Genomic DNA, 23,171 nt, shown 5'->3' with positions numbered 1-23,171 from the left:
AGATCATCGGCGAGCAGATCGCCATTAGTGCCGAGGGCGTCGCGGCCGCCTTGGACGAGGCCGACAGCATCGTGATCGTGCCGGGCTACGGCATGGCGGTGGCCCAGGCGCAGCAGTCGGTCTCGGAGCTGACCCGCAAGCTGCGGGCTGCCGGCAAGACCGTCCGCTTCGCCATCCATCCGGTGGCCGGCCGTCTGCCCGGCCACATGAACGTGCTGCTTGCCGAAGCCAAGGTTCCCTACGACATCGTCTTGGAAATGGACGAGATCAACGACGATTTCCCCAATACCGACGTCGTCATCGTCATTGGCTCGAACGACATCGTCAACCCGGCGGCGCAGGAAGATCCGAACTCGCCGATATCCGGCATGCCGGTGCTCGAAGTCTGGAAGGCCAAGCAGGTCTTCGTCTCCAAGCGCGGTCAGGGCACCGGTTATTCCGGCATCGAGAACCCGCTGTTCTTCAAGGAGAACACCCGCATGTTCTACGGCGATGCCAAGAAGTCGGTCAGCGAGCTCTTGCCGATGATCGGCTAGGCAGGATACGCGCGCAGCCCTACGATGAGCGTAGTTGTTGCAGGCCTCCCACGGCGAAAGCGGCTCTATCTGCACCAGCCTTACGGCAACAAAATGCGTCGGGATTTGCACGGCCACTATTTACGGTCGTGTTCTCCCGGCGAACCTATGAAGAACCGTCACCCAACAGCCTTGTGCAGCGGGCGGCTGCAGCGCAACAATTGCTGTAATGGAAAGACCGCAATCCTAAGCCTGCAACGCGGGCCCGTGGTACTCTCTGAGTGGAAGACTATGCGGCAATAATGTCGACGTGGCCAGCCGAAATCGAGGGTTAGTTTCAGTGCTCAGCCATGGCAGAGATAATAGCAATGCGGCTTGACGAGATCGCAACAACGATCGCGTCAAGCCGCCAACATTACTCCTCCCGCTGGCCGAGTTCGGATCTGTCGGCCTTTGAGATAAGCCTGTAGGAAGGGAGCCGGGTCGCCCCGACAGGGTGCATCCTTGCGGCGACTATTCCTCCGGAGCAATCCTCACGACGATGCCATCCAAAGCCTGGTCAAAAGGAATTTGACAGGAGAGGCGGGAATTGTGCTCGCGATAATCCGACCCCTCCAGCAATTCGCTTTCATCGATCGAGGCATCCGGGAGTTGTCCCTCGACGGGGAGGCCCTCCACATAGACATGACAGGTGGCGCAGGACAGGCAGCCACCGCACATTGCGAGAAGTTCGTCAAAACCGGCATTCCGAATGTTTTCCATGAGAGACATGCCGATGCGCCCCTCGAAGTGATGGAGTTCGCCATCGCGTGTGCGCAGTGAGATCGTAGCCATTGATTTTCCCGTGTTCCGATTGAGAAACCTCGGACCGTCAGTTGGTCTCGAGGGTCAATTCCTTGAGTTGTTTAGAGGTATCAGCCAATCGGTCGCTGCTGAGCTTGGCCGCGTGTTCGACGAGTTTCCGCCCCTGGACGTAATCTCGCGGCGAATTCACGCAATCCAATGCGATCACCGCTCCGTTCTTTAGATAAACCAGGCTGAAGCTGCGGCTTGCCGGCTCGCCTCGCAGGACGACGGCGTCGTAGCCGACATTGAGGCCGACCGTCTGGAGCTTCAGGTCATATTGGTTCGACCAGAACCAAGGCAGCGCATCATAGGCTTTATAGTCGCCGCAAATGGCTTTCGCGGCTGTCGTCGCCTGGTCGGTGGCGTTCTGTACGGACTCGATCCTAATGCCCGCACCATTGATGAGTTTTGCGCAATCACCGACGCAATATATGTGGGGTAGCGACGTGCGGCAGTGTTCGTCGACATCCACTCCGTTGCTGCCTTCGGCTCCCGCAGCCAGAAGCGGGGCGGCAGACGGAACGATCCCGATGCCCACCACGACGATGTCGGCTTCAATTGCTTGGCCGGACTCCAGAAGCATACCGCTCACATGGCTGTCATGCCCGACGATGGCTTTGACGCCGCTATTCAGGCGGATGTCTACCCCGTGGTCCCGGTGTTCGCGCTCATAGAAGCGGGATATGGGTTCTCCGGCCACTCGGGCGAGGACCCGGTCAAGGGCTTCGACAAGAACGACGTCCTTGCCGAGCTCCCGAAACACCGCCGCCGCTTCGAGGCCCACATAGCCGCCTCCGATGATTGCGACCTTTCCGACATCTGCAAGAACGCCCAGGAGCGCGTCGCAATCAGCCTTCGAGCGGATATAGAAGATGCCGGGCAACTCGCTGCCTGGGCAGGAAAGTTTTCGCGGCTCTCCGCCTGCGGCCCAGACGAGGCTACCATATGAATAGCGTGCGCCATTTTCCAGGGTGACCGTCTTTGCGATTGGATCGACCGCGACGACGCGCGCGCTCAGCAGAAGTTCCACATTTCGAGAACTCCAGAAATCCTGCGGTCTCAGATGCATCCTCTCGAATGTCTTCTTCCCGGCGAGGTACTCCTTCGACAATGATGGCCGATCGTACGGCACCTCCGGTTCGGCACCTATGAGGGCTATGCTTCCTTCGAATCCGGCTTGACGAAGCGCTGCCGCGGTTTGGCAACCGCCGTGCCCCGCGCCGACAATGATGCAATCGAAGGTGCCTGTGAGGGCGTCCTGTGTCATGGCGTCACTCTCTTTCCGCACCGATCAGAACGAAGCACATGGTTGCGGGCTTTTCACCCTTGTTGCGCCATGCGTGGCGCGTGCCGCACTGGACGACAATGTCGCCTTGTTTCAGGAGGGTCTCCGCACCGTCATCGAGTTCGAGCCAGACTTCTCCATCGAGAACGATGTCATAGTCGATAGTGTTCGTGGTGTGCATGCCAGGCGCGTCCACCTCGAACGCCTGGATCAGTCCGGGGATGTGTACCGCCTGTTCCTCGAACGCGGCCGCGGGATCGACGGTAGCGAAGACCGAATCCGGTGGGAAAACCACGATCATGAGCTTCGTCTCGCCCGGTTCGGGCGTGATCAGAATTTTCGGAGGCGCCTGTTCGGCATGGTCCTGCGGCAGGCTTGGCCTTGCCGGCGTGGCGTAGACGACAGATGTCAGGTGACCGGGTACGGAGTCGTATCTATGGGCATTGGGTGTCGGACCGTCGCTGATGAAAACCGACTTGCCGTCTTTAAGGCCCGTGACCACCCGGCGCGGGATGCGGATGTCTGCTCCCTTATTCATAGGTCAGGCCTTTCGCTTTCAACTGGGGACGCATGTTGTTGATGTCGAGGCTCAATTGGCCGGACTCGTAGAGCGCCCGCTTTTCGTCCTCCATCTGCTGCCGTTTAAGGGCTTTCTGAAGGACCGCTTCCGCCTCGGTGCGTTTGACCACGCACACGCCATCGTCGTCCGCGATGATCACGTCGCCCGGCTCGATCGCTGCGCCGGCACACACGATCGGAACCTGTACGTTCGCCAGGGTCTCCTTCACCGTGCCTTGGGCTGAGATCGCCTTGGCCCAGACTGGAAACTTCATCGCCCGGAGATCGGCAATGTCGCGTACGCCGGCATCGATGACCAGGCCGAGGATTCCGCGCGCCTTGCATGAGGTGGCGAGCAAATCGCCGAAGTATCCGTCGGTGCACGGGGAGGTCGGCGCGACCACCAGTATGTCGCCGGGCTGGGCCATTTCGAGGGCGACGTGGATCATCCAGTTGTCACCGGGCGGAACTTCACATGTCAGGGCCGTCCCGCCGATGCGTGCGCCCTCGATTACGGGCCGCAGATGCGAAGCCAGGAGGCCCTTCCGGCCTTGCGCTTCATGGACCGTGGCGACGCCAAGTTTGCCCAAGGCCTCGCAAACCGCGCGGTCGGTCCGCGGCGTCTTTGTAACTACTCTCACCAGAATCCTCCCGGGCGTGTCCCTCGCTGGCGCGGACCTGCCTCTTTAGATACCAAATAGTATGCAAATTCCAAATGGAATGTCAATCCAAACCCGCGAGTTCTGCGCGGGTTTGGACCCGCTTTTCGCTAGGAAGCCGATGCTTCCAGGAAGCTGGAATCGAAGGCGGTCGCCGACGTCGATCGGGCGGTTTCGTCAAGCAGGTTGGCGCGGATCATGAGGTCGACGGTGGTGTCCCACGCCTCCCGTGGTATCGAAAGATCGCCGGGCCACATTCCCATGTCGCGCATGTAGCGGAAGCCTTGCAGCGCAAGGCCCGCGTCGTCCTTGGTCGTGATCCGCTGGAAAATCGGAAGCGTGATGTCCTCGCGGCCGGGATCGTTGGTGATCACATGGGCTTCGCGCAGTGCACGGAGGAAGCGGACCACGAGACCGCGGTTTGCTTCCAGCCAGGCGGTGCGTCCGATGACCGCCGCGAAAACGATTTGTGGGATGATTTCATTGATCTCGCCGATGAGATTGAAGCCTTCTCTTTCGGCGAGGAAATTCCAGGGTGCTGGTTGCGGGGCACAGTCGATTTCACCGGATTGAAGCGCCTCCCAGCGTTTCGTGTGAATGCCCGCGAGTGCGAACTCGTAGTCGCCGGGATAGCGCAGTCCTCCCCTGGACAGGAGCATCTGCGTGTAGATCGCGGTGCCTTCGGTCAGCGAAGACGTCCCGACCTTCTTGCCCCGGAGGTCCTGGATAGAGTTGATGGAGGGCTGGGCCACGAGGGACATCGGCAATCTGTTCGAGTTCGAGGCGATCACCCGGAGTGCGCCGCCTTGCACGAAGTTTGAAACGGCTCCTTCCGGAGGCGTGATTGCGAGGTTGGCCTCGCCGTCCAACACGGCACTGGTGGCCTTGTCGACGGTTCCCATCTTCATATACTCGATCGACAGCCCGTGCCTGGCGAAAATACCGTGTTCTTCCGCCACAAAAACCGGTAGCCAGTTGAAGCCTTGCGCTCCGCCGGCCAGGCTGAGTTTCTGGGTTGAGGTCATTTGAAATCTCCCTATGGATTTCGGGCTGTTCACAGGCCGCGGTCTTGGAGTCGTTTATCCAGCAGCGGGTACACACGCCGCGCATTTGCTTCGAAGACCGCTCGTCTCTCATCTTCCTGAAGGTCGAGCTGGTCGATGTATCGCTTGGTGTCATCGAAGGGATGACCGGTCTCGGGATCGATTGCCTTGACCGCACCGAGCAGCTCCGAGCCGAAAAGGATGTTCTTCGTGTCGACGACGCGGAAAAGCGTATCGATGCCCGCCTGGTGGTAGACGCAGGTGTCGAAAAACAGGTTGTTCATGAGGTGCGTGTCCAAGCCCGGCTTTTCGAGCATGATGGATAGACCGCGATACCGGCCCCAATGGTAGGGCGCTGCCCCGCCGCCATGCGGTATGATCAGCTTGAGGTCGGGGTGACGCTCGAAGAGGTCTCCCTGGATAAGCTGCATGAAAACCGCGGTGTCGGCGTTGATATAATGCGCCCCGGTCGTATGCAGGCAGCGTTCGCAGGACCCGGAGACGTGGATCATGGCGGGTACCTGAAGGTCCACCATCGCATCCCAAAGCGGATCCCACCAGGCGTCGTAGATTGGCGGCGCACTCCAGCGTCCCCCTGAGGGATCGGGGTTGAGGTTGCAGCCGACGAAGCCATTGTCGACGCAGCGCGCAAGTTCCTCGATGACCGCTGAAAGGTCGCCGTCTACGGTTTGTGGAAGCTGGCAGACCGCGGCGAAGTTGTCGGGAAACATGTCGACGATCCGACCGATATTGTCGTTCGAAACGCGCGCCCATTCTTTCGCCACCGGCAGGTTCGGCAGATGGTGCCCCATGCCGGAGGCGCGCGGGCTAAGTAGCGTGACATGCGAGCCGCGCTCACGCTGGATCTTGAGCTGATTGGTCTCGATGATGTCGTGAAGCTGTTTGTCGGGGATGCCCGGATAGACCGGGCGATCCGATGATGTGCCTTCCGCGAAAGCGACCTGGGCCTTGCGGAAGGCGTGGTGCTCTGGCGGCTCTGTGGTGAAGTGGCCGTGGCAGTCTATGATGAGTGTCATCACGCGTTCCATTTCGCGGGAAGGTCCGAAATACCGCGGAATCGCCAGCCTTTACCTTTGATTTCGCGCGATCCGTCGAGCCGAAGTTCGGGCAACTGACGGAACACTTCCGCAAGTGCGATCTCGCCCATGGCCCTTGACAGAAAATGTCCTGAACAGAAGTGCGGACGGAAGCCGAACGAGAGGTGTTGCTTCTTCTTACGGAACATGTCGAACTTGTCGGCATGCTCGAAGCGAGTCTCGTCACGGTTGGCGGAGCCCATAACGATCGCGACCGACGCTCCCTGAGGAATGACGGTTCCTGCGATCTCGAAATCCTCTCGGGCGATCCGCGGTGTCACGCCGATCGGCGCGATCCATCGCAATCCCTCATCGAAAGCGCGCATGGCGTTTTCCTGTGGCTGCTCCGCCATGACTTTCGCCTGTTCGGGATTCGAAAGAAGACCGGCGCAGGCATTCGCCGCCGCATGACCGGGTTCCTGAAGGCCGCCAAGGATAATGACGCGCATGGTCGGTGAAATCTCGTCCCAACTGCGCACTTCGCCCTTCGGCATGCCGCCATACATCACATGGCTGAGGAGGGAGTTGTTGGGCTTGGACAGGCAGGCTTGGTAAAGGTCGCCCATTTGCTTGTCGATATCGGCAAGCGCATCGTCCAGTCGCTTCCAGATCGCCGCGTCGTTGCTGACATTCTGCAGGCCAAGCGCCATCGCGTGGAACCACTCGACGAGGGTTTCATTCGGCGTGTCCGTGAGGCCGATAACGTCGCCGATGCACCGCACCGAGATAGGCTCGAACAATTCGGCCGTCAGGTTCGCCTCTCCCTTGGCTTTGATCGCGTCGACGTAGCGCTGCACCACGGGGCGCGTCAGACCTTCGACAAACGACCGGACACGCTCCTGCGTGAGGTTTTCGTCGATGCCCTGACGAAGGCATTGGTGCTCCTCGCCGGACATGGTCAGCACGTTCGGCATGCCCATGACGCGTGCTTCCGGGCGGTCCGCCGATCCGGAAGGCCCAAAGATCTTGTCATGACCGCCGATCGTGCGGCAGTCGTCAAATCGGGTGATGAAGTATTCCTTCGTTCCTTCGAAGAAGGCCACTGGCTCTTCAGCGCGCAGCCTCGCGTAAACCGGATACGGATCTCGATACAGATTCTCGCCCGTCAGTTCGGTGTTGTTTCCTGTCATGGATGTCCTCCCATCGCCCCGTCAGCGAGGCATTCGATCATCTTGCCGCCACCCAACTCCAACCCGATGGCAGGCAACTCTGAGGCCGTTCCGTGGCAAGCCAATCCAGATGCGATTGATGCTTGACATACCGAAACGTCTTCGGATACTTATTGGTATCCAAAGCGGGGATGGCTGTCAATCATAGAAATGGACAGGCCGTCTGGGAGACCGCTCAGGGAGGGAGGAAATAGTGGAAATGAGCAGCATTGCAGACGCTCGTCTCGTGCTTGAGGCGCGAGGCGTTTCAGTGCACTTCGGCGGCATCAAGGCGCTCACCGACGTTTCGGTCTCGGTGCGTTCGGGCGAGATCTGCGGCCTGATCGGACCGAATGGCGCGGGCAAAAGCACCTTTCTCAATGCGATCACTCGTCTCGTGGCCTACGACAGCGGCACCATTGTTTTGAATGGGACTCCAATCGAAGGCGCGAGGGTTCGGGACATGATCGGCCTCGGTGTCGCTCGAACGTTCCAGAACCTCGGCATCTATGCCTCCATGACGGTCCTGGAGAACGTCATGCTCGGTGCTCACCATGAACTCGGGGGCAAGTTTGCACGGGCGATCGTGACGCCTTTGCGATCGCGAGCCGATGAGCGGGCGGTGCGCGAGAAGTCGATGGCCATCCTCGAAGAGATGGGAATGGCCGATATGGCTGCTCGGAAAGCTGGCGCGCTTCCATATCCGTTGCAAAAGCGGATGGAGATTGCCCGCGCCCTCGCATCAGACCCCAAGATATTGCTTCTCGACGAACCGGCGGGAGGGTTGACGCATGGCGAAGTCAACGAGTTCGGCACTCTGCTGGACGGGGTAAGAAAGAGCCGCAATCTCTCGATCCTCCTCATTGAACACCACATGGGCCTGGTGATGGGGCTGTGCGATCGGATCGTTGTTTTCCATCTCGGCCGTAATCTCGCCGAAGGCACTCCGAGTGAAATCAAGTCGAACGACGCGGTTGTCTCCGCTTATCTGGGGAGGGCGGCATGACGCTTCTCGACGTTAAGGACCTCTCGGCTTTCTACGGAAAAACGCAAGCGCTCTTCGACTGTTCGTTCGCAGTCGAAGAGGGCGAGTTCGTGGCACTTCTCGGGTCGAACGGAGCTGGAAAGACCACTCTGTTGCGCGCCATTTCCGGCCTCCTGCCGTTCAAGGGTTCCATATTCTACGCGGGAAGGTCGCTGGAGTGGATCGCAGCTCAAAAGCGGCTCGGCCTCGGCATCGCCCAGATCCCGCAGGGCCGAGGCACCTTCTCGGAATTCACGGTGGACGAAAACCTTCAGCTCGGAGCCACCATCATCTCCAGCCGGTCTCAGATCAGGCAAGACAAGGAGCGTTGGTATGAAACCTTTCCGCGGCTGCGCGAAAGGCACGACCAGCTCGCCGGAAACTTAAGCGGTGGCGAGCAGCAGATGCTCGCGGTCGCCCGTGCGCTCATGTCCCGTCCGAAACTCCTGATGTGCGATGAACCATCGCTCGGCCTCGCGCCGTCGATCACGCAGGAGATCCTGACGATATTCAAGACGCTGCACCGCGACCACGGAATGACGCTGCTGGTGGTCGAGCAGAACGTCGATATCACCCTGCAATACGCGGACAAGGCCTTCGTCATTGAGGCGGGCCAGATCGTCGCCGGCGGGGCCGCAAGCGACCTCATCAACAATGAGGACATCAAGAAATCATATCTGGGGGTCGCCTGATGAGCCTCTTCTTCCAGCTCGTCGTCAGCGGGCTAACAACGGGTGCCATCTACGCGGCACTGGCGCTCGCGCTCGTACTCATTTTCCGGGCGACGAATGTCGTGAATTTCGGCCAGGGCGAAATGGCGACATTCTCCGCTTACGTCACGTGGCAGTTGATGCAGTGGGGCGTTCCGCTCTGGCTGGCCGTGCTGGCGAGCCTGGCGGTCGCATTCTGCATCGGCATCGTGACATTCCGCCTCGTGATCAGGCCGTTGATGAGCGCGCCCGTGGAAGCGGTGGTCGTGGTCACGCTTGGAATATTCGTCCTCTTCCAGGCCATGTGCATGTGGATCTGGGGAGCCGAACAACTCTCGTTCCCAAGCCTGTTTCCCGATGGCGGCTTCAGTCTCGGGGAGGTTCGCGTGCTCGCGTCCGCAGTCGGCACGCTGGCGATCCTGATCTGCATCGCGGCCGCCATCGGTTTCATCTTTCGCTTCACGAGACTTGGGTTGTCCATGCGTGCGGCGGCTTTCGACCGGGCGCGCAGCGTACTCGTCGGCGTCGACGTCGAGCGCATGCTGATGCTGGGATGGGGTTTTGCCGCGGTCATTGGGGCCTTTGCGGCGATCCTGATTGCGCCGCGTCTCTTTCTCAGCCCGACAATGATGGCGCCGATTTTGTTTTACGGCCTCGCCGCCGCGACTCTCGGCGGATGGGATAGTCCCCTCGGCGCAATTGTCGGCGGTCTGGCGGTCGGCGTCGCCGAAAGCCTCGGCGCGAGCTACCTCCCTTTCATCGGCGCTGACATGCGCATCGCAGTGCCCATCGTCCTCACGTTGGCCATCCTGCTTGTAAAGCCCGTCGGCCTGTTCGGTTCCTACAAGGTGACAAAACTATGAGTGACGGATTCCGCCCGGCTGCGGTCAAGTTCGGTCTCTTCGCATTTCTCGCAATACTGATCCCGTTTGTCGCTCCGGACTACGCGCACCAGCAGATATGCGTTGCGATCGCTTATGCAATCGCAATTCTTGGACTGAATCTCCTGATGGGATTTGCGGGGCAAATCTGCCTCGCGCAGGGCGCGCTCTTCGGCGTCGGCGCGTATGTGACCGCGATCCTGAATGCGACCTACGGCGTACCTCCGCTCGCCACGCTTCCTGTTTCGGCTGCAGTGACGGTTTTGGTCGGGCTAGCGATCGGCCTCCCGGCGCTGAGGCTTCAGGGCCTGCAGTTGGCAATTGTCACCTTCGGCATTGCCGCTGCCTTCCCCCAGCTCGTGTTGAAAATGGGGAGCCTCACCGGCGGGGTTTCGGGTCTTCCGATCGACGCTCCGGAAGCGCCGGAATGGCTTCCCCTCAGCCCGGAGCTATGGCTCTACGTTATTTGCCTGGGATGCGCGGGGATCGGTGCCCTTCTGGTTGCGTTGATGCTTTTCGGCGATGTCGGACGGGCGCTGCGGGCCCAGCGTGACAATGCGCAGATCGCGGAAGCCCTTGGTGTGAACCTGACACGCACGCGATTGTGGGCATTCGCGGGTAGTTCGGCACTCGCGGGCATGGGTGGTGGCGTGTTCGCCATCGTCACCGGTTTCGTCAGCCCGGAGTCGTTCCTGGCGATCCTGTCCATTAACATCGTGATCGGCAGCATCGTCGGCGGGGTCACGAGCATCGTCGGGGCATTTCTCGGCGGACTGTTCATGGTCTTCGTTCCGACCTGGGCGTCCGACATCAACCTCAGCCTCGGCAACCTGATTTATGGCCTCGCGCTAATCCTGATCATGATGGTCGCGCGCAACGGCGTTACTGGCTTCATCGAAAAATGGCTTTCGATGATTTTTCGGAAAACAGCGGGCTGAGGAGGCCTGCCACCGAACAATGGGAGGAACTGATATGAGATTTGTCTCCAAGCTGAAGGGCTGCACTATGCAGTTGGCCGTGGCCGCGCTGCTTGCTGCGACCCACGCCAGCGCAACCGAGACCACGCCGGGGGTAACCGACGATTCGGTGAAGATCGGCGTTACCGGCCCACTGACCGGGCCGGTTGCTGTTGTCGGCGGCGTCGCGGAAGGCATACGCGCCCGCATCGAACAGGCCAACGCCGAAGGCGGCGTTAAGATGGGCGACGGAAAAACGCGCAAAATCGACCTGGTTATCGAAGACGACTCGCTCGATCCCCAGCGCACGCTGGCCAACGTCCGTAAAATGGTCGAACAGGAAAAGGTATTCGCCTTGGTGGGCACCGCCGCAACGCCAAATAACCTTGCGATCGGCCGCTACATCACCCAGAAGAAAATCCCGAATATCTTCATGTATTCGGGGGTGATTGCCTTGAATGCTCCGAAGTGGGAGGTCGGCTTCGTCCCGTCCTTCTCCACGGAGGCGGACTCGTTCGCCGAATATCTGAAGGCCCATAAGCCCGATGCGAAGGTCGCCATTCTCTATCTCAACACGGAGACCGGCCAGACTTTCATGAAGGCGTTCGACCGTTCGATCGAGGGCTCCCACGTCAAGGTATTGGACCGACAGCCGGTCACATCCCAGGATCCGACTGTTGAAACTCAGCTCTCGACGCTGAAAGCGTCAGGTGCCGATACCCTCGTCATCATCGCAGCACCCCGCCAGGGCGGTGAGGCGATCCGCTTTCAATCCGAAAGCGGCTGGAAGCCTTTGACCCTGGTGACGAACCTTTCGTCGGCTTATCCGGTTCTCCAGTCGGTCGGACTGGACAATGCCAAGGGCATCATTACGTCGGACTATCTCAAGCCCATCATCAGCGACAAGCCGTCGGGCGACGAGGGCGTTGATCGTTATCTTTCCGCCATCTCCGCCGCCAAGGTAAACTTCAATTTCGCAAACACGATTGGTCAGACCGGCTACGCCATCGGCGATTCCTTGATCCAGGCGCTTGAGAAGCTCAAGAGCCCGACGCGCGAGGAACTGATGAAGGTCGTGCAGAATATGGACGGCTGGAAAAATCCCCTTCTTCTGAACGGCATTACCATGACCACCAAGGAAGGCGGCGACATTTTCCCGACCGAAGCGCTGCAGCTCTATCAGTTCGACGGCCAGAAGTACGTGCCGCTCGGCGACGTCATGCATTTTGAAGGCAAGACGAAGGAGTGATGCAGCAATGAGGACGCCGGACCGCTGTCGCTGGCGTCCTCAATCCCGATCCAGCCTGCGGGAAGCAGTTTCCAAAAAAAGAATAATATAATTATAAAATGCAATTGTGCATTCCTTCAAACGTGGCTAGTCTCTCATCGGAGGATGAAGGGCTGACCGTCGGCGCCGAGACCATTGGGAGAGGTGGAGGCCTGCCGGCACCCTGAGGCCGAGGCTCGTTTGGTGTCCATTTCTGTGTCGCGTCATCGGGCTCGGAGACGGTCACTCAAGCGATTTATTGCACTAAGGAGGAGGAATTCATGCGTTCAGCAGGTCTCTATTTTTCGACCGCAGCTATCTGCGTGGCAATTGCGACGGGAGCCATGGGCACAACAGCCAAAGCTGCCGAGAAGATTTCAATCATGGTGGGTGGGTATGAAAAGCAGATCTACCTGCCCGCCAAGCTCACCGAAGCCCTCGGCTATTTCAAGGACGAAGGGCTCGATGTCGAACTGCTGAATGAGTCGGCTGGAGTTGATGCGGAAAATCAGCTACTTGCGGGCGCCGTTCAGGGTGTTATCGGCTCTTACGACCATTGCGTGGATTTGCAATCCAAGGGCAAGTTTCGTCGAGTCGGTCGTCCAATTGCAGCAGGTTCCCGGCGAAGTAGAGCTGGTTTCGACGAAACATCCGGAAATCAAATCGCCTGCCGACTTCAAAGGAAAGGCACTCGGGGTAACCGGCCTCGGCTCATCCACCAATTTTCTGACGCTTTACATGGCATCGAAGGCTGGATTGAAGACAGGCGATGTGACGACTGTTCCGGTCGGTGCAGGCTCGACCTTCATCGCAGCCATGCAGCAGGACCAGATCCAGGCTGGAATGACCACCGAGCCGACCGTATCACGGCTGCTGAAGACAAACGAAGCCAAGGTGCTGGTGGACCTTCGCACCGTCGAATCGACACGAGCGGCGCTCGGCGGAGTTTATCCATTTGCTTCGCTGTACATGGAAAGTTCCTGGGTCGACTCGCACAAGGAGGAAGTCCAGAAATTGGTCAACGCCTTTGTAAAAACAATGCGATACATCGACACGCACTCTGCCGCGGAGATCGCTGATAAGATGCCGAAGGATTTCTATGTCGGCGACAAGGACGGCTATGTCAAAGCGCTTGAGGTAAGCAAGGGCATGTTCACACCTGACGGAATGATGCCCAAGGGAGGACCCGAAATCGTCCTGACGGTTCTCTCGGAATTCTCCAAGAACGTCAAAGGCAAGCAGATCGATCTTTCCAGGACCTACACGACCGAATTCGTCAAGAACGCCAGGTAGGCAGGCTTGGTTCGGATATCGACAGGGCTGTCTTGATGTTTCATGCGGTGATAGAAAAACCGCAAGAGAAGCAATGAATCGGAAGCCATGGCGAGAAGCAGCCTCACACCGCAGATCAGCGGCAATATCATCGAGTTCGTGAAAGCGAACGGAATGCGCGAGGGCCAGCATCTGCCTCTTCAGATGCTGGCCGATGCATTCCGCGTCTCGCGCGCGCCGATCATGAGTGCGCTGCGGAGCCTGGAGGGCCGCGGCATCGTCCGTGCCGAGCCGAACCGAGGCTACTTTCTGGCGGTTGATGGCGAGAGTCTGGATGCTTCCAGGCCGGAGAGCCCCAAAGACAGCGATGGTGACGAAGCCATCTATTTCCGGATCGCCGAGGACCGCTTTTCCGGCAAACTCGAGGAGCGTGTCAGCGAAAGCGAGATGATGCGCCATTACGATCTGCCGCGAAGCCGTTTGCTTAAGATCCTGCATCGGATTGCCGATGAGGGTTGGGTCGAGCGGCTGCCCGGCAACGGTTGGTCCTTCCGGCAAACCTTGACGTCGAGGCAGAGCTATCAGGATGGCTACACGTTCCGCGCCGTCATCGAGCAGCAGGCCATGCTGCTGCCAAGCTTCGAGCCAGATCCTGAAGGGTTCAGACGCGCGCGTCAGATCCAGACGGAACTTGGCCAGGGTGGGTATGAAACCTGGTCGCGCGCTGAGATTTTCAAGGCGAACAACGAGTTTCACGAGATGCTCGTCGCTTGCTCGCGCAACGAATTCTTTCTCGATGCGATCAGGCGCATAAACCGCCTGCGCCGGCTGATCGAATATCATATCACGATCGACAGAAGCCGGCTTCCGAGACAGACGGCCGAGCATCTGCATATCCTCGACCTGATCGAAGACGGTCGCCGCAACGAGGCGGCGGCATTCCTTTATACCCACATCATGGGTGCGAGCCGCATCAAGACGCCTCAGGTCTGATCTAGATCCTTGAGAAGGATGCAGACCGGGCTGCCGACGGTAAGGACGCTCGACGGCGGCGACAATGCGCCGGATCTTTTGTCGACGCCGATGGCGACCACCGTATCGGTGTCCTCGTTAGCGGCAAGTAGGACATCGCCCTCGCAGAGAAGCGTGAAAAAGCGTGGCGTCTTTCCGGCCGTCGTCCATGAGCCGACGGATGTCATGCGTCCATCCTCTCCAATCGCAAAACCCGCAATCGTGTCGCTGCCGCGATTGGACGCGTAGACGAAACGGCCATCGGCAGAAACCGCAATCTCGGCGCCGCGACTGTTGCCGGTGAAGCTGTCAGCAAGCGACGAAAGGATCTGGAATGGCTCAATGCCACCGGTCGCTGGATCGAAGCGATACGCGGCCACGCTGCAGTCGAGCTCGTTGATGACGTAGGCGAGGCGGCCTCCGGGATGAAAGGCAATATGGCGTGGGCCAGCGCCTTCTCGAGTCTGGCAGGATGCCACCTTGATCAGCGTGCCGGAGGCGCGGTCCAGACGATAGACGAATATCGCATCCAGGCCCTTATCCGGCACCACGATCCATTTTCCCGACGGGTCGAACTGGACCTGATGGGGCTTGGCGAAGGGTTGCTCGACGCGGTGAGGCCCAAGCTTTCCTTCGATCACGGTCAGGCTCTCGACCGGGCCAAGCCGTCCATCATCCAGGCGCCGGAGCACGGCGAGCGAGGAGGTCACATGGTTCGCGACGATCAGAAACTGGTTCGAGGGGTCGAACGAGAGATGGACGGGGTTGCGGCCCTCGGTCGATTGCTCGTTCCGGAAGGACAGGTGGCCAGAAGATGGGTCGATGGAGAAAGCGCTCACGCGGTCGGAATCGCCGTGAACGGTGTAGAGGAAACGGCCTGTCCGATCGAAGGCGAAGAAGGAGGGGTTTTCCATCTCCACCAATTGCCGATGCTCCCAGCTCAGATCCTGCCCGAGCCGGTAGACGTTCAGACCGTTGCCACGCGCGTTGCGGGCCTTCGTCGTGCGTGCACCGATATAGGCGATCCTCACCTTTTCCCCGTCCATACCAGAAATCCTCGCGCGAATTGATGTGCTTACCATCAATATCGCTATTTACACTTCACGGCAATTGCATTTTATAATCATATTGTGTAAATAAGCTCGCATGTGCTCGGACATGCCCGGGTATCACCATCACTGCTTCTGGGAGGTAGCAATGACCGATGCTGCGACAAGCGGACTAGAAAAGGCCACGATGCGAAAGGTCTTCTGGAGGATCGTCCCCTATACGTTTCTGCTCTACATCATCTCGTATCTGGATCGCGCGAACCTCGGTTACGCGGCGCTGCAGATGAACAAGGATCTGGCGCTGTCTGCCGAAGCCTTCGGCTTTGCCGGCGGTATCTTCTTCATCGGCTATTTCCTTTTCGAAGTGCCGAGCAACATCGCTTTGCAGAAATACGGATCGCGTATCTGGATTTCACGCATCCTGCTGACCTGGGGTGCCGTCGCCATGCTGACCGGCTTTGCTCAAAGCGCCATGCAGCTTTATATCCTGCGCTTTCTTCTGGGCGTTGCCGAAGCCGGCTTCTTCCCAGGCATTATCATCTATCTGACCTACTGGTTCCGCTCGAAAGAGCAGGCGACGACTGTGGCATTCTTCACCGCTGCCATTCCCGTTTCCTATCTTATGGGCGCGCCGCTCAGCACCTGGATCATGGATAATGTCAGTGGCTTCGGTCTTTCTGGTTGGCGATGGATGCTGATCCTTGAAGGCGTACCCGCAGTTGCCGCCGGCATCTTCAACTATTTCTACATGACGGACCGCCCCGAAAAGGCGAAATGGCTGACCGAGGAGGAGCGGGACTGGCTGACGAAAGCGCTTGCCGCCGATCATGCCAATCGCAAGAACGTCAAACATCTTGGTCTCTGGCAGGCGATCTCGAACCCGAAAGTGCTGTTCCTGTCCGCCATCTATTTCATCTATCAGGTCGGCAATCTCGGTATTGGCCTGTGGATGCCGCAGATCATCCAGAGCTTCGGCGGCGATCTCAGCCATTTCCAGATCGGCCTCGTCGCCATGGTCCCTTATGCCGTCGCCACCATTGCTATGGTGCTGTGGTCGCGCAGCTCGGATCGCACCGGCGAGCGCCAGAAGCATACGGCGGCCCCGCTGCTGATTGCAGGCATCGCATTGGCGGCGACGGGGCTAACCCACGATCCCTATATTGCTATCGCGCTGATCTCCGTGGCGCTCGCCGGGATCTATGCCTTCAAGTCGCCGTTCTGGTCGCTGCCCGGCCTGTTCCTGACCCGATCGACCGCCGCGGTCTCGATTGCCGCCATCAATTCCATCGGCAATCTCGGCGGCTTCGTCGGCCCATACGCAATGGGTGCAGCCAAGACATGGACAGGCAGCGCCCTCGGCGGGCTCATGTTCCTCGCGGCACTTCTGTTGCTGTCCTTCCTGATGACCTGGTTCATGCGTGTCTCCAATGCGGAGACCGCAGAGGGCGTGGGGCCGTCTGGGCAATTCAATATCGCGCGGGCCAGATCGCCCAAATCGTGAAGCAGGGTTTCAGAGCATGAGCATGACGACGGTCGGCAAATTCGCCGTAGATGGCGTCCGGTACGATATCATTGACCTGCCGAAGGAGGCCGGTCCGAAGCTCGAGCGGATGCCCTATATCCATCGCATCCTGCTGGAAAACGTGCTCCGGACAGGGGGAGATGACGCCGCGCGCGCCAAATCGGCGATCATTGCCTGGCTCGATGAGGGCAGGAGCGAGGTGGAAATCCCGTTCTTGCCGAACCGTGTCCTCATGCATGACACGACCTGCGGGCCGGCACTGGTGGATATTGCGGGCATGCGGTCCGCATTGGCGGAGGCCGGCGGTAATCCGGCCCTGCTCAATCCCGTGGTGCCAGTCGATGTCTCGACCGATCATTCGGTTGCCGTCGATGCGTTCGGAAGCTCGGCTTCGCTCGAGCGCAACATGCAGCGCGAATATGAGCGCAATGCCGAGCGCTATAGCTTCATGAAATGGGCGACCAACACCCTCACCGGCTTCCGGGTCCATCCGCCCGGCACCGGTATCATGCACACCCTCAATCTGGAGCGGCTCGCAACGGTCGTGACCCACCAGCAGAAAGACGGCAGGCGCTGGGCCATGCCGGATACCTTAATCGGAACGGACAGTCATACTCCGATGATCAATGGTATCGGCGTGCTTGCCTGGGGTGTCGGCGGCCTGGAGGCCGAAAGCGTCTTCTTCGGCATGCCGGTGACGCTCCGTGTGCCGGATGTCGTCGGCGTACGCCTGATCGGCGGCCTGCGGGAGGGCGTGCTTGCGACCGATCTCGCGCTGGTCGTCACCCATCTGCTGCGTCAGATCGACCTTCAGGACAAGTTCGTCGAGTTCTATGGGCCGGGCGTGTCGACGTTGACGGCGGGCGACCGCGCAGTCGTTGCAAACATGACGCCGGAATTCGGCGGCAATAGCGGCTATTTTCCGATCGACGGCCATACGATTCAATATCTGAGGGCGACCGGACGCAGTGAGGATCACGCCGATTTCGTCGAGCACTATGCCAAGCGCGTGGGGCTCTGGTTCGATCCATCCTCGGAGCCTCGATATACATCCACCCTTGAAATCGATCTCTCCAGCGTCGAACCGAGCCTTGCGGGTCCCCGGCGTCCGCAGGATCGCATTCCCGTCAGCGAAACGGCGCCGGCCATTGCCGGCATGAAGAAGCCGTCGGCCGATGTCGAAGGGCAGCCGAACAGCGGCGCCGTCGCGATTGCCGCGATCACGAGCTGCACCAACACCTCCGATCCGCGCCTGCTCGCCGCCGCCGGGCTCCTTGCGCGCAAGGCGCGCGCCTACGGACTGCGTCCGCCTCATTGGGTGAAGACATCGCTGGCGCCGGGATCCCCGACCGCCGAGCGCTATCTTCAGCGAGCCGGCCTGCTTGAAGATCTCGAAGCCGTGGGTTTCGGGATCGTCGGCTACGGCTGCGCGACATGTATCGGCAATTCCGGTCCCCTGACAGAGCCCATCGCAAAGGCCATGGCAGAGCGCGATATTCTGCCCGTAGCTGTGCTTTCCGGAAACAGGAATTTCCCCGGCCGCGTGCATCCTCAGCTCGAAGCAGGCTTCCTCGCTTCCCCACCGATGGTCGTCGCCTTTGCGCTGGCCGGCACCGTCGAGCTCAATATACTGACGGATCCGATCGGCTACTCCCGTGAAGGGACACCGGTGACGCTTTCGATGGTGTGGCCAAAGGCGTCCGAGATCGATGCGGCCGTGGCGCAGGCCTCTGACATCGGTGACTTCGCCCCCGCCTACGAGAAGGCCGAGGCCAGCAAGGCATGGCGAGACCTCGATGCGCCGACCACGATTATCTTTCCCTGGGATGAGAAATCGACCTACATCCGCCGGCCGCCTTTTGCGAGCTTCGGCAAGGGCACGTTGCTGGGTAACTATCAGGCCCATCCTATTCTGGTCGTCGGCGACGACATAACGACCGACCATATCTCCCCCGCCGGCGCTGTTGAGGCGAAGAGCGACGCGGGGCGCTATCTCATCGAGAGGGGAGAGAACCCGGCGGACCTCAACGTGTTCTCGTCGCGTCGCGGCAATTGGCAAGCCATGATCCGCGGCCTGTTCACGAACAAGACGGTCAGCAACTTGATCGGAGCGGATATTCCGCCCGGATCGACCATTCATGCCCCTTCGGGTGAGATCTTGTCTCTCTGGGCCGCCGCGCAGCGCTATGCAGCGGAAGATCGATCGGTCGTGGTTGTTGCGGGCGAGCGATACGGTATGGGATCGTCGCGCGATTGGGCTGCGAAGGGTGTTTCACTGCTGGGGGTAAGGGCGGTTCTCGCCTTGAGCTTCGAGCGTATCCATAGATGGAACCTGATTGGAATGGGCATCCTGCCGCTTCGATTGCCGGAGGCTTTTGGCCCTGCCGAGCTGGCGTTTGCGGCGGAAGATCTGGTGGAGATCTCTGCCGATCCAACGCGCCTTGAGCCACGTTGCGAGGTCGGCGTTGTCGTGAAGCGATCGACAGGACAAAAAATAAGCCTCTCGGCAACCGCCGCGATCGAGACCAACGCTGAGGTCGATATTCTCCGGTCAGGGGGCATTCTCCCTCTTATTCTGCGCAATGCGATGCAGACCGGAGCAATGTCGCGATTGCTCTAACAAGCGTTCATTCGGGAAACAGGCCGAAACCGGGCTGAGAGAGAAGCTATCTCAGTTTGCGGTTAATGCGGCGCTTTGAGCTTGGCCACCATGCAGTTCGCGTGGATGAGAGCCAACGTCACCGGGACAACGAAAAGCAGGTGGCTGGGAGCTTTCCAAGCCTCCGTAGTCTTTTAGCATTATCCATTTCATGCCCCTCTTATCCCATTTGCGCAGCTAACCTCTAAGTTGCATCAAATGCAAAACTTTTTGTTAATTGTTACAGAATGTTAGTTGGACAGGGCCGACGAAATTTCATCTTCGAAAGAAAGGAAGTTCTCGAAAAGCCGGACGCCTATACCGCGGTCGAATGAAGTCGATCACGCTTTCTAAAATTCAGCAGGGGATATGACGTTTTCCTGTTTCTACTATGGAGGAACTGGAACAATGACGACGAGTATCTTTTCGCGAATTAGCACCAAACTGACTATGCTTTCCGGCGTCGGCATTTTCTTGGTCGCGGTCATGCTGGTCACGGCTTGGCAAAGTGGCCAACTCGTCAAAGAACGCGCCGCCTATCAAAGGGATCAGTTGATCATTTCGCGGGATCTGGTTGACGCAAAGGCATCGTTGCGTGGAATGCAAGTCGATGTGCGCGATTTGCGCCTTGCGACCTCGACGGATGAAGCTGCCAGCGCCGTCGAACATATCGGCACCCACAAGGCGTCCCTCGTGAAATATTTGGATGACGCGCTTGGCGGGTTGCGGCTGCAGGTCAACAGAGATCGGATTGCGGCAATCAAGGCAGCGGTCGATACCTTGTTTTCAACGACCAATGACATGGCAAAGGTCATCGCGGCCGAACTACAGGTCAAAACGACCGACCCTGCGCTTGAGGCTAAGGAAAGGGAAGTTCAGGCTAAGCTGCTGTCAATAGCGACCGAGGGGTCTAACCTTCTCGACGAAGGGGTGGACTCGGCGAAGACGATGGCGACACGGGCCGAGGAGGATGCAACCGAAACGGCAGCCTTAGCTCTACGCCTCAATCTCGGCATCGGGGCGCTGGCTGTTGTTGTGCTGATCGGCGCTGCCATGTTCGGTGCTCGGGTGATCGCGAGGCCGATCGGCGAAATTACCGAAAGCATGAGCGTTCTTGCCGAGGGCAATCTTGATACGAACGTCCCCTTCGCCGCCCGGCACGACGAAATTGGCGAGATGGCCCGTGCCGTCGAGGTGTTCAAGCAAAACGGCATCAAGGTGCGGGAGATGAATGCGCAGGAGGCGGCGCTCCAGGCGAAAAGCGCCGACCTGCAATCGAGCATCGGCGAAGTCGTATCGGCCGCCGTTGCCGGTGACTTCACGCAGCGCATCACCAAAGACTACGACAACGCCGACCTCAACCGCTTCGCGGCGCAGGTCAACGAACTGGTCGCCTCCGTTGATCGTGGCGTCGCCGAGACCCGCCGCGTCATCGCGGCGCTCGCCGACGGGGATATCAGGGAGAACATGCGCGGCGAGTTCCAGGGCGCTTTTGGAGAGCTTCAGTCCAACGTCAACGCGACCATGGACAATCTTCGCTCCGTACTCGGCGAGGTTCGTGCCGCCATCGATACGATCAATGGCGGTGCCGGCGAAATGCGCCTGGCGTCGGGGGATCTTTCCAAGCGCACCGAGCAGCAGGCCGCCGCGCTGGAGGAAACCTCCTCGGCTCTGGAAGAAATCACCGTCGCCGTGAAAAGCTCGACCGAACGCGCAGTTGAGGCCAGTCATATGGTGGACGAGGCGCGCAGGAGCACCGAGCAGTCAAGCGCCGTCGTCAAGCAAGCCGTCTCTGCGATGGGACGGATTGAGCAGGCCTCGGGCGAGATCAGCCAGATCATCAACGTCATCGACGAGATCGCTTTCCAGACGAATCTCCTGGCACTCAACGCCGGTGTTGAAGCCGCGCGTGCCGGCGAGGCCGGCAAGGGTTTTGCCGTCGTCGCCCAGGAAGTGCGGGAACTGGCACAACGCTCGGCCAATGCAGCAAAGGACATTAAAGGGCTGATCAACCGCTCCGGCGATGAGGTCACCTCGGGTGTCAAATTGGTGACAGCTACGGGGGATGCCCTTGGCCTGATCCAGGGGCATGTCGCCAAGATCAACGAACATGTGCACTCGATCGCCACGGCCGCGAAGGAACAGTCGACGGGCCTTCATGAGGTCAGCACCGCCGTCAACGCGATGGATCAGGTGACACAGCAGAACGCGGCCATGGTAGAGGAATCGACCGCCGCCACCGGCCGCCTCGCCGAGGAGGCCGCCAGCCTTGCCCGGCTGATTGCTCGCTTTAAGCTCGACATGGGTCAAGCGGCGCCACGCGCCGTCACCGCCGAAAGCCGACCGGTGCCTTCGCCTGCGCGTGCGCTCAAGCAGAAGCTGACAGGTGCCTTTCGTGGACAAGCCACGGCGGCAGCAGCCGTTGCTGGGTGGGAGGAGTTTTGACGGAAGCGTCAGCGGCTGCCCGCAAGTAGCGGTCAGCCCTCCAAACTCGTTGGGGAACGAGTGGGCCGCGAGGCCCACTTTTCCATATCAGGACAGGGAAAGCCTGCGACGGACGATCGCGGTGTGGAAGTTCGTCCCATGGATCAGACCATCGTCGCAGAAGTCGTAGCGAGGATTGTGCAGCGGTGCAGAATCCCCGTTGCCGAGGAACACGAACACGCCGGGCGCATGCTTCAAAAAGTGCGCGAAGTCCTCGCTTCCTGTCATCGGCTCCGGTGCCACGCGAACGTTTTTCTCCGGGAGAAAACTGTGAGCGGCGGCGAAAGTCTCCTCGACCAGATCGGGATCGTTGAGGAGCGGAACGAATTCCCGGGTATAGGTCACTTCGGCCGAGACGTTATAGGCGAGAGCGGTTCCCTGCGCGATTATGCGCATCTGCTTCTCGATTTCGGCGCTGACCTCCGAACGGAAGCTTCGTGCGTCACCCAGGATCCTGGCCTCTCCCGGCAGCGCGTTTCGGGTGCCGTCGGTGATGAGTTCGGTGACGGAAACCACGGAGGTATCCGTAGGGCTGAGGCGGCGCGAGACGATCGTCTGCAGGTTCGTGACGATGGCGCAGGCCGCGACGAGAACCTCGTTACCCCAGTGGGGACGCGCGGCATGGCCGCCGATCCCGGTTAGGTTGATCTCGAAATTGTCCTCGGCCGACATGATTGCGCCGGGCCGGGTTTCGAACGTGCCGACGGGCAGGCCTGGCATATTATGAATGCCGTAGATTTCTTCGAAGGGGAAGCGGTCCATTAATCCGTCTCCGAGCATGGCGAGTGCGCCGCGGCCCCATTCCTCGGCGGGCTGAAAGATGAAGCGGACGGTTCCGTCGAAGCCGCCGTCCTCTGTGAGCAGTTTGGCGGCTCCGAGAAGCATGGTGGTGTGGCCGTCGTGGCCGCAAGCATGCATGATTCCCGGGTTCGACGACCTGTACGGAAGATCTCCCTGCTCGGGAATACGCAGCGCGTCCATGTCAGCGCGCAGTGCGATCGAACGGTTGCCGGATCCGCGCTTCAGCGTGCCGACGACACCCGTTCCTCCGACGCCTTCCGCCACATCATCGAGGCCGAACTCGCGCAGCTTGGCTGCAACGAAGGCCGAAGTGCGCCTCTCCTCGAATCCGAACTCGGGGTGGGCGTGCAGGTCGCGTCGCCACGCCGTCATTTCTTTCTTTAAAGCATCGATGTCGATAGCCAT

The 23,171-nt window shown here is 59.7% G+C and carries 19 protein-coding genes and 1 pseudogene; 11 read left to right on the top strand and 9 right to left on the bottom strand.

The features are described from left to right. The coding region (locus tag ACXHXG_RS27610) for an NAD(P)(+) transhydrogenase (Re/Si-specific) subunit beta (RefSeq protein ID WP_457901391.1) at positions 1 to 536 on the top strand (536 nt) is incomplete at its 5' end. Positions 537 to 1,028: 492 nt separating this feature from the next. Here the strand turns inward: ACXHXG_RS27610 and ACXHXG_RS27605 are convergent. The 7 genes from ACXHXG_RS27605 to ACXHXG_RS27575 form a co-directional block, all read right to left on the bottom strand. After that, positions 1,029 to 1,349: a 2Fe-2S iron-sulfur cluster-binding protein gene (locus tag ACXHXG_RS27605; protein WP_260304355.1), complete on the bottom strand. Its 321-nt coding sequence runs from the start codon at positions 1,347 to 1,349 to the stop codon at positions 1,029 to 1,031. 37 nt (positions 1,350 to 1,386) lie between these two features. Further along, complete coding sequence (locus ACXHXG_RS27600; protein WP_457901390.1) at positions 1,387 to 2,628, bottom strand: NAD(P)/FAD-dependent oxidoreductase; 1,242 nt, start codon at positions 2,626 to 2,628, stop codon at positions 1,387 to 1,389. A gap of 4 nt (positions 2,629 to 2,632) precedes the next feature. Next, a complete protein-coding gene (locus ACXHXG_RS27595; protein WP_457901389.1) occupies positions 2,633 to 3,184 on the bottom strand; it encodes a cupin domain-containing protein in 552 nt (183 codons plus the stop codon). Further along, on the bottom strand, positions 3,177 to 3,848 hold the full coding sequence (locus ACXHXG_RS27590; RefSeq protein ID WP_457901407.1) for a 4-carboxy-4-hydroxy-2-oxoadipate aldolase/oxaloacetate decarboxylase: 672 nt from the start codon (positions 3,846 to 3,848) through the stop codon (positions 3,177 to 3,179). The genes ACXHXG_RS27595 and ACXHXG_RS27590 overlap by 8 nt, the downstream gene beginning before the upstream one ends. A 125-nt stretch (positions 3,849 to 3,973) precedes the next feature. Further along, positions 3,974 to 4,888, bottom strand: coding sequence for an ABC transporter substrate-binding protein (locus ACXHXG_RS27585; RefSeq protein WP_457901388.1), 915 nt, complete (start codon positions 4,886 to 4,888; stop codon positions 3,974 to 3,976). 29 nt (positions 4,889 to 4,917) lie between these two features. Further along, positions 4,918 to 5,943, bottom strand: a complete 1,026-nt coding sequence (locus ACXHXG_RS27580) for an amidohydrolase family protein (RefSeq protein WP_104827400.1) — start codon at positions 5,941 to 5,943, stop codon at positions 4,918 to 4,920. After that, complete coding sequence (locus ACXHXG_RS27575; RefSeq protein ID WP_457901387.1) at positions 5,943 to 7,133, bottom strand: cytochrome P450; 1,191 nt, start codon at positions 7,131 to 7,133, stop codon at positions 5,943 to 5,945. Before ACXHXG_RS27575 ends, ACXHXG_RS27580 begins: the two co-directional genes overlap by 1 nt. 238 nt (positions 7,134 to 7,371) lie before the next feature. Here ACXHXG_RS27575 and ACXHXG_RS27570 point away from each other — a divergent pair, with 238 nt between their 5' ends. The 7 genes and pseudogenes from ACXHXG_RS27570 to ACXHXG_RS27540 all read left to right on the top strand — a co-directional run bounded on the left by ACXHXG_RS27570 (position 7,372) and on the right by ACXHXG_RS27540 (position 14,254). Continuing rightward, positions 7,372 to 8,157 carry an ABC transporter ATP-binding protein gene (locus ACXHXG_RS27570; RefSeq protein ID WP_457901386.1) on the top strand — a complete coding sequence of 262 codons (786 nt, stop codon included), beginning with the start codon at positions 7,372 to 7,374 and terminating at the stop codon, positions 8,155 to 8,157. After that, complete coding sequence (locus tag ACXHXG_RS27565) at positions 8,154 to 8,867, top strand: ABC transporter ATP-binding protein (RefSeq protein WP_457901385.1); 714 nt, start codon at positions 8,154 to 8,156, stop codon at positions 8,865 to 8,867. Before ACXHXG_RS27570 ends, ACXHXG_RS27565 begins: the two co-directional genes overlap by 4 nt. Further along, entirely contained in the window at positions 8,867 to 9,748 is an 882-nt protein-coding gene (locus ACXHXG_RS27560; RefSeq protein WP_457901384.1) for a branched-chain amino acid ABC transporter permease, read from the top strand. Before ACXHXG_RS27565 ends, ACXHXG_RS27560 begins: the two co-directional genes overlap by 1 nt. After that, positions 9,745 to 10,704: a branched-chain amino acid ABC transporter permease gene (locus tag ACXHXG_RS27555; protein WP_457901383.1), complete on the top strand. Its 960-nt coding sequence runs from the start codon at positions 9,745 to 9,747 to the stop codon at positions 10,702 to 10,704. The genes ACXHXG_RS27560 and ACXHXG_RS27555 overlap by 4 nt, the downstream gene beginning before the upstream one ends. Positions 10,705 to 10,738: 34 nt before the next feature. Then, on the top strand, positions 10,739 to 11,971 hold the full coding sequence (locus ACXHXG_RS27550) for an ABC transporter substrate-binding protein (RefSeq protein WP_457901382.1): 1,233 nt from the start codon (positions 10,739 to 10,741) through the stop codon (positions 11,969 to 11,971). 299 nt (positions 11,972 to 12,270) lie between these two features. Further along, positions 12,271 to 13,282 (top strand): annotated as a pseudogene (locus tag ACXHXG_RS27545) (ABC transporter substrate-binding protein). A gap of 87 nt (positions 13,283 to 13,369) precedes the next feature. Further along, positions 13,370 to 14,254 (top strand): GntR family transcriptional regulator, encoded by an 885-nt coding sequence (locus tag ACXHXG_RS27540; protein WP_457901381.1) that lies wholly within the window; start codon positions 13,370 to 13,372, stop codon positions 14,252 to 14,254. Here ACXHXG_RS27540 and ACXHXG_RS27535 read toward each other — a convergent pair. Beyond that, positions 14,245 to 15,318: a lactonase family protein gene (locus ACXHXG_RS27535; protein ID WP_457901380.1), complete on the bottom strand. Its 1,074-nt coding sequence runs from the start codon at positions 15,316 to 15,318 to the stop codon at positions 14,245 to 14,247. The genes ACXHXG_RS27540 and ACXHXG_RS27535 overlap by 10 nt on opposite strands. 151 nt (positions 15,319 to 15,469) lie before the next feature. Here ACXHXG_RS27535 and ACXHXG_RS27530 point away from each other — a divergent pair, with 151 nt between their 5' ends. The 3 genes from ACXHXG_RS27530 (at position 15,470) to ACXHXG_RS27520 (ending at position 21,926) form a co-directional block, all read left to right on the top strand. Then, positions 15,470 to 16,822, top strand: a complete 1,353-nt coding sequence (locus ACXHXG_RS27530) for an MFS transporter (RefSeq protein WP_457901379.1) — start codon at positions 15,470 to 15,472, stop codon at positions 16,820 to 16,822. 16 nt (positions 16,823 to 16,838) lie between these two features. Next, on the top strand, positions 16,839 to 19,463 hold the full coding sequence (acnA, locus tag ACXHXG_RS27525; RefSeq protein ID WP_457901378.1) for an aconitate hydratase AcnA: 2,625 nt from the start codon (positions 16,839 to 16,841) through the stop codon (positions 19,461 to 19,463). Between the two features lie 426 nt (positions 19,464 to 19,889). Next, positions 19,890 to 21,926, top strand: coding sequence for a methyl-accepting chemotaxis protein (locus ACXHXG_RS27520; RefSeq protein WP_457901377.1), 2,037 nt, complete (start codon positions 19,890 to 19,892; stop codon positions 21,924 to 21,926). Positions 21,927 to 22,013: 87 nt separating this feature from the next. Here ACXHXG_RS27520 and ACXHXG_RS27515 read toward each other — a convergent pair whose 3' ends face one another. Continuing rightward, entirely contained in the window at positions 22,014 to 23,171 is a 1,158-nt protein-coding gene (locus ACXHXG_RS27515; RefSeq protein ID WP_457901376.1) for a M20 aminoacylase family protein, read from the bottom strand.

It is taken from the genome of Rhizobium sp. LEGMi-198b (assembly GCF_054114205.1).
The sequence above is the reverse complement of the archived record's forward strand: the minus strand, read 5'-3'. Positions and strand labels throughout refer to the sequence as shown.